General features: G+C 72.2%; 11 protein-coding genes. 5 read left to right on the top strand and 6 right to left on the bottom strand.

From position 1 onward, the window contains the following. The first annotated feature begins 181 nt into the window (after positions 1-181). Positions 182-1,999: a glycoside hydrolase family 3 protein gene (locus tag H5J26_RS04525; protein WP_181764364.1), complete on the top strand. Its 1,818-nt coding sequence runs from the start codon at positions 182-184 to the stop codon at positions 1,997-1,999. 388 nt (positions 2,000-2,387) lie between these two features. Further along, positions 2,388-3,407: an Acg family FMN-binding oxidoreductase gene (locus H5J26_RS04520; protein WP_181764363.1), complete on the top strand. Its 1,020-nt coding sequence runs from the start codon at positions 2,388-2,390 to the stop codon at positions 3,405-3,407. Positions 3,408-3,483: 76 nt separating this feature from the next. Here H5J26_RS04520 and H5J26_RS04515 read toward each other — a convergent pair whose 3' ends face one another. Beyond that, the gene (locus H5J26_RS04515) at positions 3,484-4,050 is read right to left on the bottom strand and encodes a hypothetical protein (RefSeq protein ID WP_181764362.1); all 567 of its coding nucleotides are present in this window, start codon (positions 4,048-4,050) and stop codon (positions 3,484-3,486) included. A 277-nt stretch (positions 4,051-4,327) separates the two neighbouring features. Between H5J26_RS04515 and H5J26_RS04510 the strand changes: the two genes are divergently transcribed. After that, a complete protein-coding gene (locus tag H5J26_RS04510; protein ID WP_181764361.1) occupies positions 4,328-5,032 on the top strand; it encodes a response regulator in 705 nt (234 codons plus the stop codon). 65 nt (positions 5,033-5,097) lie between these two features. On the opposite strand, the gene H5J26_RS04505 is transcribed toward H5J26_RS04510, so the two are convergent. Next, complete coding sequence (locus tag H5J26_RS04505) at positions 5,098-6,831, bottom strand: GAF domain-containing sensor histidine kinase (RefSeq protein WP_181764360.1); 1,734 nt, start codon at positions 6,829-6,831, stop codon at positions 5,098-5,100. A gap of 324 nt (positions 6,832-7,155) precedes the next feature. On the opposite strand from H5J26_RS04505, the gene H5J26_RS04500 reads away from it, so the two are divergent. Then, the gene (locus tag H5J26_RS04500) at positions 7,156-7,839 is read left to right on the top strand and encodes a CBS domain-containing protein (RefSeq protein ID WP_181764359.1); all 684 of its coding nucleotides are present in this window, start codon (positions 7,156-7,158) and stop codon (positions 7,837-7,839) included. Between the two features lie 46 nt (positions 7,840-7,885). Here H5J26_RS04500 and H5J26_RS04495 read toward each other — a convergent pair whose 3' ends face one another. The 4 genes from H5J26_RS04495 to H5J26_RS04480 all read right to left on the bottom strand — a co-directional run bounded on the left by H5J26_RS04495 (position 7,886) and on the right by H5J26_RS04480 (position 12,169). Then, the gene (locus H5J26_RS04495; RefSeq protein WP_181764358.1) at positions 7,886-9,013 is read right to left on the bottom strand and encodes an NAD-dependent epimerase/dehydratase family protein; all 1,128 of its coding nucleotides are present in this window, start codon (positions 9,011-9,013) and stop codon (positions 7,886-7,888) included. Between the two features lie 84 nt (positions 9,014-9,097). After that, complete coding sequence (locus H5J26_RS04490; protein ID WP_181764357.1) at positions 9,098-9,574, bottom strand: DUF2267 domain-containing protein; 477 nt, start codon at positions 9,572-9,574, stop codon at positions 9,098-9,100. A 124-nt stretch (positions 9,575-9,698) separates the two neighbouring features. Beyond that, positions 9,699-10,922, bottom strand: coding sequence for an FUSC family protein (locus H5J26_RS04485; RefSeq protein ID WP_181764356.1), 1,224 nt, complete (start codon positions 10,920-10,922; stop codon positions 9,699-9,701). Positions 10,923-11,083: 161 nt separating this feature from the next. Beyond that, positions 11,084-12,169: an alcohol dehydrogenase catalytic domain-containing protein gene (locus H5J26_RS04480; RefSeq protein WP_181764355.1), complete on the bottom strand. Its 1,086-nt coding sequence runs from the start codon at positions 12,167-12,169 to the stop codon at positions 11,084-11,086. 332 nt (positions 12,170-12,501) lie between these two features. On the opposite strand from H5J26_RS04480, the gene H5J26_RS04475 reads away from it, so the two are divergent. Beyond that, complete coding sequence (locus H5J26_RS04475) at positions 12,502-13,398, top strand: universal stress protein (protein WP_181764354.1); 897 nt, start codon at positions 12,502-12,504, stop codon at positions 13,396-13,398. Positions 13,399-13,412 lie beyond the last annotated feature (14 nt).

The following is a 13,412-nucleotide window of genomic DNA, read 5'->3' as shown; positions in this document are numbered from 1 at the left end:
GTCTTCCGGGGCGCTCCGCCGGCGGTCTTCCGGGGCGCTCCGCGCCCGGTCTCCGCCACTGGACTGGACCCATGAACATCCGCGCGGCGTCTGGTCCTCCCCACGCCCCGCTGCAACGATGTGCGCTCCCGTATGCCCGACTCCGCGTCGCCCGTTTGAGTCGCCCGTTTGAGGAGCACCGATGCAGCAGACGCCGCCGCACCAGTCCACCACCCGCAGACAGATCCTCGCCGGAGCCGCAGGTGTCGCGGCGGCCTTCGGCCTCTCGTCCGGCACTGCGCAGGCGGCCGCCGCGGACGCCCGCACGCAGCGCGAGGCCCGCACCCTGCTCGGCCGGATGTCGCTGAAGGAGAAGATCGGTCAGCTCTTCGTCGTGGAGGTCTACGGCACCACGGCCGCCACCTCGCACGCCAAGAACAAGGAGCTGTACGGGGTTTCGACGCCTGCCGAGGTCATCGCCAAGTACCGTCCCGGCGGCGTCATCTACTTCGACGCGCGGCGCGGCCCGGACAACCTCAAGGACCCCCGCCAGGTCGCGGGACTCTCCAACGGCCTGCAGCGCGCCGCGCTCCGTACCGGCGCGCGCATCCCGCTCCTGGTCTCCATCGACCAGGAGGGCGGCAGCGTCGTCTACCGCATGCTGGAGCCGGCGACGCAGCTGCCGGGCAACATGGCGCTGGCCGCGGGCCGTTCGAGCGACGACGTCCGCCGCTCCGCCGAGATCATCGGAACCGAGCTGGCCGCGATGGGCATCAACCAGAACTACGCCCCGGTCGCCGACGTCAACATCAACCCGGACAACCCCATCATCGGTGTCCGTTCCTTCGGTTCAGACCCCGAGCTGTGCTCCAGGCTCGTCTCCGACTCCGTACGCGGCTACCACCGCGGTGAAGTGGCAAGCGCCGCAAAGCACTTCCCCGGTCACGGCGACACGGACGTCGACAGCCACTCGGGCCTGCCCGTGATCAAGCACACGCGTGAGCAGCTGGACACCATCGACCTGCCGCCCTTCCGCGCAGCCATCGCACGCGGCGTCGACACGATCATGACGGCGCACATCGTCGTCCCCTCCCTGGATTCCAGCGAGGTCCCGGCGACCATGTCGAAGCCCATCGTCACCGGCCTCCTCCGCGAGGAACTGGGCTTCCGCGGCCTCATCGTCACCGACGCCCTCGACATGGGCGGCGCGACCGAGGACTTCCCGCCGGACGTCGCCCCGGTGCGGGCGCTCAAGGCCGGGTGCGACCAGCTCGTGCTGGCCCCGAAGGCGGACACCGCGCACGCCGCGGTGCTCAAGGCCGTCGAGTCCGGCGACGTGCCGGAGTCCCGGCTGGACGCCTCGGTGCTCCGCATCCTCGAACACAAGATCCGCAACGGGCTCTTCCCGCGCCCGTACGTCGACGAGAAGCGCGCCGAGCGCGTCGTGGGCAACAAGCGTCACGCCGCCGACGCCGCCCGCATCACCGACCGCACGGTCACGCTCGTGCGGAACGAGGGCAAGGTGCTGCCGCTGTCCGGCGGCGACCACTCCGTCCTCGTCACCGGCTGGGGCGCCACCCAGGTCGCCGACCTCACGGCTGCCGTCGAGACGCGCTCCGGCCAGTCGGCGACCGCGCTGGAGACGGGCGCGGCCCCCACCCAGGTGAAGATCGACGAGGCCGTGGCGGCAGCGGCCGACCACGACGTCACCGTCGTCCTGACGAACGCCGCCGCGTCGGCAGCGGACAAGGGCGCGGCGCAGGCGTCCCTCGTCAAGGCCCTGATGAAGACCGGGACTTCGGTGATCGCGGTGGCCGTGCGCAACGCCTACGACATCCGCCGCTTCCCCGACGTCCCCGCCTATCTGGCCACCTTCTCCTACGGCAAGCTCTCCGTCGCCTCCGTCGTGGACGCCCTCTACGGCGACCTCGCCCCCGCGGGCAAGCTGCCGGTCGCCATCCCCGCCCTGGACGACCCCGACAAGACGCTCTACGAGTTCGGGCACGGACTGGGCTACTGACGCTCCGCACCGCTCAGCCCTACGGAGGCGGCCCGACGGCCGCACGACGTTCCGGCTGAGGCCCCCAGAACTCCCTGAGGCAGCACCCCGTTCCCCGCGAACGGGGTGCTGCCTCTTGTCGTCCCAGCCGCAGGCAGGCGGAGCAGCAAACCGGGAGACGCGAGCAGCAGACGAAGACAGGGACAGTCGGCCCCCCGTTCAGGACCTCCCGGGCCTTCGGCGTCGCGGAGCACTCGCAGCAGGCTGTCCAGTGAGGGCGCTGCCCCGGAACGCCGTACGCCCACCGGACGGACGTCCGCGGAGCGCAGCATCAGGGCGTTGCCCACGGCACCAGGCCGGCGGCTCCCCGCGCAGGGCGACCGCCGGACCGGATCGAAGGAGGCGACACATGGGCCTCACCTCATTCGCCGAGGAGGAGATGGTCGAGACTCTGGTCCGCGATGCCTCCACGGCGCCGTCCATGCACAATGCGCAGCCCTGGCGGTTCCGGTACCGGCGAGCCGACCACTCGATCGCGCTGCGGGCGGACTTCGAGCGGGCGATGCCGCAGTCAGACCCGCAGATGCGTGCTCTGCACCTCGGCTGCGGTGCGGCTCTGTTCAACCTGCGGGTGGCCGCGTATCACGCGGGTCTGCAGCCCGTGGTGAGGCTGCTGCCCGACCCGGACGACAGGCAGACGCTGGCAATCGTGGAGCTGACGCGCGCCCCGAAGGACCTCGACCACGACCTCTTCGGGCTGTACGGCGCGATCGCTGAGCGGCGCACGAACCGCTATCCCTTCGCCGAGCGGCCCATACCCACCGCGCTGGAGCATCTACTGATCGATCAGGCACGCGCCGAGGGGTCGAGGCTGGCCCTGCTGTCCGGCTGGCACCTGGCCCTCGTCCTCGACCTGCTGGAGGAGGCGGAGCTGAAGCTGGAGCACCAGGGCGACCCGGAGGAGCGGCGCTGGGTCCGTACGGGCGTGACGCTCTCCGGGACCGCCGGCGAGCCCGTCGACCCGGACACGATCCTGGACGGCGTCCCGGAGTACAGCTTCGGACCGCGACGGCAGGACGGCCGGGCGCCGGTGCGCGACTTCGCTCGCGGCCGGGAGGAGACCGACCGGGAGTCTGCCCGGTTCGAGCACATGCCGCACCTGGGGCTGCTGTACTCCGACCGCGACCGTCCCGAGGACTGGCTCGTGGCGGGGCAGGCCATGGAGCGGGTGCTGCTGGTGGCCACAAGGGAAGGGCTGGCGAGCTCGTTCGCCACGCAGGCGCTGGAGAACACGGAGCTGCGCTGGCTGCTGCGGGATCCGGTCTGGGGCGCGGGGCCCGTGCAGATGGTCATCCGCCTGGGCTACGGGCCGCTGGGCTCCCGTACGCCCCGCCGCCCTGTGCGGGACGTGCTGGACATCGTTCCCTGAGTGGCCGCCGACCCTGGGGCGTCATCGGCGAGGATCAACGGGAAGCAGCAGGAATCGGCGAGTCCGGGGATCGTGGCTACTCGCGGCGGCTCCACCAGGGTCCGACGGCAGCCCACTCCCTCTCCCAGTCCTTCTCGCGTACGGAATCCAGGCGCCGCCGCACCATCCAGCAGCCGCTCGCGACGGCGAAGCAGGTGGCGACCGCGGTGGCGCCGCCGGCTGCGGCGCTCTCGCCCGTGATCTCGCCGGGCCCCGGGGGCGGCTGCCGCGGCTCACCCCGGCTGTCGAGCCACACCGTGACGCGGGTGTGCGCGGGCGTGCCCGCCTCCACGGGAGCCCGGCCCGTCCGGGAGTGGCCGCCGGGCGCCTTCCACTTGACCTTCGCCGGCACCGTCGGGTTGCTCGAGACGGTGGAGAGGCCGTCGGTGGTGGGAGCGTTCTCGATCAGCACCGCCGACGTCCGGCGGAAGTCCGAACGGTCGCGAAGGCTGTCGCCCAGCGCGTCCGCGGCCACCGCTCCGGTGACGGGAGCGCTGACGGCCATGACCGCCGCAGCCATCAGCCCGACCCATGCCTCGACACGGTCGGAGCGGCGTCTGAGCGAGTTGTTCTGCCAGCGCCACAGCCATTTCCTGGTCTTCATGTGCCGACTCCCCTCACGGGCGTCAAACGGCCACGGGAGCAAAGTGACCGCGGAATGGGTCCGCCAAGAGGGCCGACAGGTCCATGCCGAGGGCCGACGGGTCCATCCCGCGGGTACGGGTGGCCCCCGCATCGCCCCGGTCGGGCCCGTTCGGCCCTATTCGGCCGACGGGCCGCGGGGTGAGGATTTCGTCAGAGTTGGTCTGAAGGGTTCGTCCGGCGGACCCGTCCGAAGAGGCCGCCGGAAGCAGCCGCCGTCGACCGGACACGAGGCCCACATGAGCGATCTGCGCACGTTCTCCGAGCAGAACCCCATCAGGGTCCTGCTGCTCGACGACCACGAGGTGGTCCGGCGCGGGGTGCACGACCTGCTGGAGTCGGAGACGGACATCGACGTCGTCGGCGAGGCGGGGACCGCCGAGCAGGCCCTCACGCGCGGCCCCGCGCTGCGGCCGGATGTGGCCGTCCTCGACGTCCGGCTGCCCGACGGCGACGGCGTGACCGTCTGCCGCGAGCTGCGTTCCCGCATGCCTGAGCTGGCGTGCCTGATGCTCACCTCGTTCGACGACGACGAGGCGCTGCTGGACGCGATCATGGCGGGCGCCGCGGGCTACGTCCTCAAGCAGATCAAGGGGTCCGACCTGGTCTCGGCGGTACGGACGGTGGCGGCGGGCCAGTCGATGCTCGACCCGGCGACGACGGCCCGGCTCATGGGCAGCCTGCGTAGCCCGGAGCCCCGCCGGGAGGAGCAGGGGGAGGCCGCGTTCGCGGATCTCTCGTCCCGCGAGTGGGACATCCTCTCGCTGATCGGGGAGGGGATGACGAACCAGGAGATCGGAAAGCGCCTCTACCTGTCGGAGAAGACGGTGAAGAACCACATCTCCCGGCTCCTGGCGAAGCTCGGTGTCGAGCGCCGCGTGCAGGCCGCCGTGCTCGCCACCCAGGCGCACTCGCAGGGACGGGACCAGCCGCGGCCGCACTGACCCCATCGGCCCTACCCGCGCTCGCCTGCCCCGCGCCGGGCCGCCCCCGACCGGCTTCACGCGGCTCACTGGCCGGGCCTGTTCAGGGGCACGCTCCACACGACCCTCGTACCGCCCCCGTCAGGCGTCTCGAGCCGCATCTCGCCGTCGAGGCGGTCCGCCCGTTCTGCGAGATTGTGCAGCCCGCTGTGCCGTCCCCCTGCGGGCATCCCGACGCCGTCGTCCTCGACGCACAGCGTGAGGGTCTTTGCCGCTGTCTCCGCCGACACCTCGACGGCGTGCGCCGCCGCGTGCCTGGCCGCGTTGGACAGCGCCTCACGCAGTACGGCCACCGCGTCGTCCGCGACGTCGCCGGGGACCTCCGTGTCGAGCAGCCCCTCCATGCGCAGGGCGGGGGCGAACCCCAGGGCGGGCGCGACGTCCTGCACCGCCTCGGTGATGCGGCTGCGCAGCCCTTCGCCGGCCGAGTCGGCGTCGTGCGTCCGCAGCCCGAAGATGGTCGACCGGATGATCTTGATCGTCGCGTCGAGATCGTCCACCGCTCTCAGCAGCCGCTCCCCCGCCTTGGGGTGATCGACGAACCGCATGGCGCTCTGGAGGGTCATCCCCGTGGCGAACAGCCGCTGAATGGCCAGGTCGTGCAGGTCCCGCGCGATGCGGTCGCGGTCCTCGAAGAGAGTGATCTGCTCGGCGTCGCGCCGCCGCTCGGCCAGCTCCATCGCCACGGCGGCCTGTCCGGCGAAGGCGCTCAGCGGCGCGGTCTGGGTGTCCGCGAAGGGCTGCCGCGGCTTCGTACGGGCGAGCAGCAGCACCCCCTTCGCCGTGTCCTCCGCGATCATGGGGACCGCGACGGCCGGTCCCAGGCCGGCCCAGCGCGGCGGACCGGCGGTGATGCGCGAATCGTGCTCCACGTCCGCGCTCGTGGTGACCTCACCGGCGTCGACGGCGGCTCCGACGAAGGAGCCCTCACGTGGCAGCAGCAGCCCTCTGTGCATCTCCGCGTCGGTCCCGGCGGCGACGGCCACCCTCAGGAAGTCGCCGCCCTCCTCCGGCAGCGCGAGCACGCCCAGGTCCGCGGAGAGGATCGTGCGCGCCAGTTCGACGATCAGCCCCAGGACCCGCCTCTCGCCGACCCCGGACAGCAGCGCCCGCGTGACCTCGGCGTTCGCCTCCATCCAGCGCTGCCTGTAGCGGGCCTCCTCGTACAGCCGGGCGTTCTCGATGGCGACGCCGGCGGCCGCGGCGAGGGTCGACAGCACGGTCTCGTCGTCGCCGTCGAACTCCTTGCTGTCGCGTTTCTCGGCCAGATAGATGTTGCCGAACACCTCCTCGCGCACCCGGATCGGAACGCCGAGGAAGGAGCCCGTCTGGTGCCGGCCCGCGGGGGATCCCTGCGATGACGGATGCCTGGCCGGCTCCGCCAGCCGCAGGGGCGCCGGATCACGGATCAGTTCGCCGAGCAGTCCGTTCCCGGCCGGCAGCAGCCCGCCGGCCTCCGTCTGCTCCTCGGTCACTCCCACCGGGATGAACTGGGAGAGCTGCCCGTCCTCCCCGATCACCCCGAGCGCGCCGTACTCCGCGTCGACGAGCTGCACGGCTGCCTCGGCGATGCGCCGCAGCACCTGGGAGAGCTCCAGCTCCCGGCCCACCGAGAGCACCGCTTCCAGCAGGCTGTGGATGCGGTCGCGCGTGCCGCGCACCGCGTCGATCCGCACCTGCAGCTCCTCCAGCAGATCGTCGAGCTGCATGCGGGGCAGGTGCCCCGGACCCTCGTGCCCATCGTGATGCACAGCGCTCATCGGCCCTCCGCACGAAATGGGAGGTCTGTACGGATTTGACCGCACCTCCTTCACGACACTAGCCGCGTAGCTCGCGGACGGCATCGGAAAGGCCCCCCGTCACAGCCCGGCACGGGTGGGGCCGGTCGGACACCGCCGCCGGCCGTGCGGCCCCCGGACGCCGGTACCGTCGGCCGCGCAGCCGGTGTCCCTTCGCCTCTGCCCCCGTCAGCCGTCGCTGCGGAGGATTGACCGTGAACCCGGCCGGAGCCACGAACCGAAGCGCCCGGACGGAACCGGGCAGGGTCGTTCGCACCCGGTCGGGCCGAGAGGGAGATGGGGCCGATGCGGTACCGCGAGGTCGGCGACCTGATGGTGACGCCGGGGATCCGCGTCCACCGCGGCACCGCCCTGGAAGAGGTCGCAGCAACGCTCTCTCAGCACCACGTCAGCGCGGTCCCCGTCGTCGACCAGGACGAGTGCCCGGTGGGCGTCGTCTCGGCAGGTGACCTGCGGCGCAGCGAACGGCATCTGCCGGACTCGCGGAACGCCCTCTCCCCGTCCCGTCCGCATCCAGGCCCCGCCGGCAACGTGATGCGCGACGCCCCCACAGCGGGTGAGGTGATGACGAGCCCCGCGGTCACGGCCCGGCCCGGATGGACCGTCGTGGAGGCGGTGCGGGTGATGGAACGCCGCCGGGTCAAGCGGCTCCCGGTGGTCGACGAGGCCGACCAGCTCGTCGGCTTCGTCAGCAGGGCCGACCTCCTCCGGGTCTTCGTACGCGCCGACGGAGCCGTACGGGAGGAGATCGTGTCGGAGATCCTGGACCGCACGCTGGGCCTCGGCCCCTCCCAGGTGAGAGTCACGGTGAAGGACGGCCGCGTGATGCTTCAGGGGATCGTGGACCACCCCGGCCTGCTGCCGATCGTGGAACGGCTCGTGGAAGGCGTGCCCGGCGTGATCGAGGTCCGCGACTACCTGGCCCACCGCAGGCCCACCCCGGTGGACGGCAGGCCCGCGCCGCTCTGACTCTTCCGCGCCCCCGGACCACCGGCGGCGCGCGGCCGTCTCCTCGTCAGGGGTGCTCGCCCACGCCCGTGCGCAGCTCCCGCAGCCGCCCGCCGTGCGGCAGCCGCCGCGCCAGGGTGGGAGTGTCCATCCCGCTCCCCTTGCGCAGGCCGGCCAGGAAGGCACTGACCGCCTCGTCCGCCGTCCACCGCGGCGACCAGTCCAGCTCCTGGCGTGCCCGGCTGTCGTCCATCACCGGCAGCCGCAGCACCGCATCGAACAGCTGCGGCGAAGCGGGCAGCAGATGGGAGTACCATCCGGCGGCCAGTGCCGCGCGCACGGGCTTGAGCGGCATCCGCACGACGCGGGCGTCCAGCAGCCCGGCAAGCAGCTCCGGGTCGACGACCGGTGAGGCGGCGAGGTTGTAGGCACCACGCGCCGTGCTGGTCACGGCCAGCCGGAAGGCCTGTGCGGCGTCGTCGGTGTGCAGAGCCTGGAAGCGCAGCCCGGGAAGATCCGGCACGAGGGGGACCAGACCGGGCCGGATCAGCCGGTGCGGCAGGAACGGTCCGGCGAACAGCCGCCGCTGCTCCGTCGCCGCCGCCTCCTTGAAGAGGAAGCCCGGACGCATGCGTACGACGCGGATGTCCGGGTGTTCGTGCTCGTAGCCGTCCAGGACGCGTTCGAGATAGGACTTCTCGCGGCAGTACGCCGCCTCCGGCCAGCCGTGGGTCGGCCAGCTCTCGTCCACGCGGCTGTCCTTGGGGCCCGGTGAGTACGCGCCGACGGACGAGGCGTGGACCAGCGCGGGCACTCCGGCGGCCGCGACGGCGCGGAAGACCCGGAGGCTGCCGAGCACGTTGGTGCGCCACGTCGTGACGGGACGGTGCGTCGGCTGGAAGAGCCAGGCGAGATGGACGACCGCGTCCGCGCCCCGGAAGAGCCTGGTCAGCAGGTCTTCCCGGTCGTCATCGCGTCCGCTCTCCTGCCCGATGTCGACGCCGGCCCAGGTCGTCTTCGCCGGCGCCCAGCGAGGGATGCGGCGGGCGATGCCGAGGATCGAGCCGACCTGCGGGTCGTCGGCGAGGGCCTGCACCACGCTGGTCCCGGCGTTGCCTGTGGCGCCGACGACCACCACGCGCAGTCCGGCGCCGGTGTCCTTGCGGCCTTCGGGGGTTGCGGAGTCACGGGTCATGTCGTCTCCCCTGCTCGTCGCTGCTGGCTGAGCTGCTCGTGATCTGGCGTGCTCTTCGTCTGCTCTGCTCGACTGCTCTGCTCGTCAGCCTGTTCGTCCGTCCGCTGTGGAGCTCTGCCGTCCGCGCTCCCCGTTCTCCGCACGCCCGGACGGCAGCACCTCACGGATGTCCGGGGGCAGGGCGGCCTCCAGCTTGCGCATGAGCTCGGGGTCGACAGCCGCGTCGAGCACTTCGAGCACCGCTGCCGCACGGCTCAGCGCCTCCCCCTCGGAGGTCTCCGCCCGCCAGGCGACACGTCCGGCGAAGACGGACAGGTCGAAGGGCTCACCGCGGACGCGGCCCTCGGCCCTCTCGTGCGGTGAGGCCTCGTGCACGGCGACAGCCCGGTGCAGCGGCTCGGCCGCCTCGTGCGGGAGTTGTGCGGCGAGATGGTCGGCCACCCCGTCGGGCACACGCTCCGCGACGGTCTCCAGCGTGGCGCGGACGGCTGCCTCCGCCGCCTGTCGGCTCCCCAGGGAGGCGCGTGCCTGCACCTGGCCGGTGAAGTCCTCGTAGCGCATCGCTCCTGCCACCCTTCCGGGTTCGCTTCACCCCCGGGTGACCGTGCAGGGGGGCTGTGACACCCCCCGCTCGCGGCACCCGGCGAGAACCACGTCCAGATCCGCGCCCGCATCGCGCTCCCCGTCAGCCGCCACCGGTCGCCGACCGGTCGACGCCCTGTTCCAGCACGTCACACGTGTACTGGAGCTCGTCCACCAGCCGCACGGCCTCCGCCAGGAGGATCCCGTACGGCTGGGAGGGGTCGCTGACGGGCAAGGAACCGGCCTCAGCCCACCCGGCCAGGCGGGTACGCGTCTCGTGCCCGCGTCCGACGGCGGAACGCAGCTCCCGCGTCTGCTCCCGGAGCTCGTCCTCATCCAGCCTGCCGATGACGTCGGTGGAGTCGGCGAAGCCCTCCAGGAGGTCGGCGTACGCACGCAGGAACTCGCGGTGGTCCTCGCTTCCGTCGGCATCGCGCCACTGGTCGAAGCTGCGGGTCATCGACGCCATCTGGTAGGTGAGCCTCTCCAGGGCGTCGACGAGCGCCTGGTAGCCGCTGAACGACGGGTGCTTCCGGTGCCGCTGCATCACGCGGCGCGGGTGGTAGCGGATGCTCTCCCAGGCGGTCCGTACGGCTGCCTGCGCCTGGGAGACCATGGGCCCGAGGTAAGTCGCGCGTTGGCGCCAGTGGGCCGTGTGGTGCTTGTCGAGTTCGCCCTCGCGGAGTGCGGGGGCGATGTCGCGGGCCAGGTCGCCCATCGCCGCGCCCAGCAGGCGGATGCCGTGTTCGGCATTGCGGTAGCGCATCGGCGGCATCACCAGCACGTTCACGATCACTCCCACTCCGCACCCGATGAGGACGAGCTGGATGATCTGCCAGAGCTCCGCCAGCCCCTGGGACTCGCTGGCCGCGGCTGCGTACGTGGAGAAGGCGAAGAACGCGGCCGTGGCCACCTGCGATCCCTGCGAGCCCAGCCGCCCCCACCGTCCGATGGCCACGGCGGCGAGCGCCACGAGGACGAAGCTGAGCAGGTGCGGTCCGGCCAGGGCGCCGAACGCCCCTTGGAGTCCTACGCCGACGCAGACGGCGCCGACGTAGCGCAGAGCTTGCAGGACCGACTGGTAGGCGGTGACCTGCACGATCAGCACGGCGGAGAACGGGGCGAACGCGGGAGTCGACGCGTTCATCACCTCGTGGGCGAGGTACCAGGCGATGCTCGCGACGAGCGTGCTCTTGCCGATGAGGGTCAGAGTCTGGCGCTCGTGGCCGTTCACGGCGGCGGCCCGGTGCAGCCAGCGCCCCGCGCGGGTGAGTGGACCTGGTGACGCGGCCTGTGTCCGCCCCGGCGGCGCCGCTGCTTCTGCCATCGATGCTTCTCCCGGTACGTGGGCGGGCTCTGGTTCCCGCTCCGCGTACCCAGAGCCGCCTCCCGGGACCCCGTTGTGACCGACCTCGCACCGCCGTCCCGCCGCAGCCGCCCGGCGGGGCTTCAGACGGTCGTTCGCCGGACGGTCAGTGCGCCGGACGGTCAGTGCGCCATGGTGACGAGCGAGGCGCTGTCCGCCCTGTAGACCTGCTCGCCCTTGAGCGCCACCTTCAGCGCCCCCGTCTCCGCCGAGCTCGCGAAGACGTCGTAGGCCTCCTCCACCGCCCCCAGCTCGAAGACGTGCGTGACCAGCGGCGACGTCGGCAGACGTCCGGCGGCCAGCATGCTGAGCAGCATCGGCGCGGAGGAGGTGTCGACCAGGCCCGTACGGATCGTCAGGTCCTTGAGCCACAGGTCCTCGAGGTGCAGCACAGCGGGCTTGCCGTGCGCACCCACGTTGGCCACGTGACCGCCCGGCCGCACCATGCGCGTGCACATCTCGAAGGTCTCCGGGGTGCCGACCGCCTCGATCGTCACATCGGCGCCGAGGCCGTCGGTCAGGTCCTCGACGAGCTGTTCGGGATCGTCGGATGCGAGCACCCTCGCGTCGGCGCCGAAGGCGCCCGCCGAAGCGAGCCGGCCCGGCGACCGTTCGACCGCCACGATCCTGTCGGGCGAGTACAGGCGGGCCGTGGCGACAGCGGCGAGCCCCACCGGACCCGCGCCGACCACCACGACCGTGTCGCCCGGCTTCACCGATCCGTTCAGTACACCGACCTCGTAGCCGGTGGGATAGACGTCCGCGAAGAGCACGGCGTCCTCGCTCTCGAGACCGCCGGGGACCAGGTTCACCGAATGGTCCGCGAAGGGGACCCGGACGTACTCGGCCTGCGTGCCGTCGATCTCACGCCCGAGGAGCCAACCACCGCCGCCGCGGCACTGCCCGTACGAACCCTGGCGGCAGTAGCGGCATCGCCCGCACGCCGAGATGCACGAGACGAGCACGCGGTCCCCGGGCCGCAGCGTCCGTACCTCCCTGCCGGTCTCGACGACTTCGCCGACGGCCTCGTGCCCCAGGACCGTGCCCGGTGGCACCCCGGGCACGTCCCCGTCGAGGATGTGCAGGTCGGTGCCGCAGATGGTGGTCGTCTCCACCCGGACGATCACGTCCGCGGGATCCTGGATCCCGGGTTCCCCGACGTTCTCCCAGGCGCAGCTGCCCGGTCCGTGGAAGACAAGCGCCTTCATGATCGGTCTCCTCCCGTCGCTCCGGGTCGGTCCTTCTCCGTCGGCTCGTCCGCCCCGGCCCGCGTGCGGTGGACCGCACCCGGCCGGTGCACACGTCCCCGGTTCCAGCCTGGTACGGGCCCTGCCGGGCACGCATGGGCCGCCCGGACCCGACCAGGGGTCCTGCGGACCCCGCACGGCCGGAGGGTGAGGACCTTCGGCCCGCCCATCGGGCCCGCACGGGCCCTCGGCTCCACCCGCTGCCCGCAGGAGGCTGGTCGTGAGAGCCCGTCCCGGCGCGGCGAGCCACCCGACGGACCCGGCGGGAGGGCCAGGTTGCGGAGGGAGGCGCGATGTTCCGATCCGTCACCGCGGGTCTCGACGGCTCACGTGAGAGCCTCGCCGCTGTCGACTGGGCAGCGCACGAAGCATTGGCGCGTGAAGTACCGCTCAGGCTGATCCAGGTCCGTGAGGCAGGCGCCTACCCCTACACGCCACTCGTGGACGACGACGTGGAACGGGAATGGGCGCAGACGCTCACGAACGAGGTGCTCGACCAACTCGGCCAGCGCCTCCCCGAGTTGCGCACCGACGTCGAGATGCTCTCGGGCCGCCCCGCCCACGTCCTCGCCGACTTCTCCGCCGAGACCGACCTCATGGTCCTCGGCTCGCGCGGTCTGAGCTCCGTGCTCGGGTTCATCGTCGGCTCCACCGCACTGCCCACCGTCGCCCACACCGCATGCCCGGTCGTCCTCGTCCGGGCCCGCCCGAGCGGGGAGTTCGAGAGCGCCGAGGACTTCTTCCCCACCTCGGAACCGCCTTCGGGCGAGATCGTCCTCGGCGTCGATCTGAGCCGTCCCTGCGACGAACTCTTCGCGTTCGCCTTCGAGTCGGCCGCCCGGCACGCCGCGGCGCTGCGCGTCGTGCACGCCTGGAACCTCCCTCAGACGTACGGCCTGCGGCCCCTGCCCGTCCCTCCCACCATGTCGGGCGAGCTGCTGGCCGCACAGAACGAGGCGCTGGCCGCCGCCCTGCATCCCTGGCAGGAGAGCCACCCCGAGGTCAAGGTGCACGCCGAGGCCGAGATCGGGCATCCCGCCCGTCTGCTGGTGGAGAGCGCGAGCCAGGCATCACTGCTCGTGGTCGGCCGTCGCAACCGGCGCTCCCGGCTCGGCACGCATCTGGGCCCGGTGACCCATGCCGTCATGCACCACGCACGCACACCCGTCGCCGTCGTACCGCACGACTGATCCCGGAAGGTGCA

This window comes from Streptomyces albidus (ex Kaewkla and Franco 2022) (genome assembly GCF_013870515.1).
Lineage (GTDB): Bacteria > Actinomycetota > Actinomycetes > Streptomycetales > Streptomycetaceae > Streptomyces > Streptomyces albidus.
The sequence above is the reverse complement of the archived record's forward strand: the minus strand, read 5'-3'. Positions and strand labels throughout refer to the sequence as shown.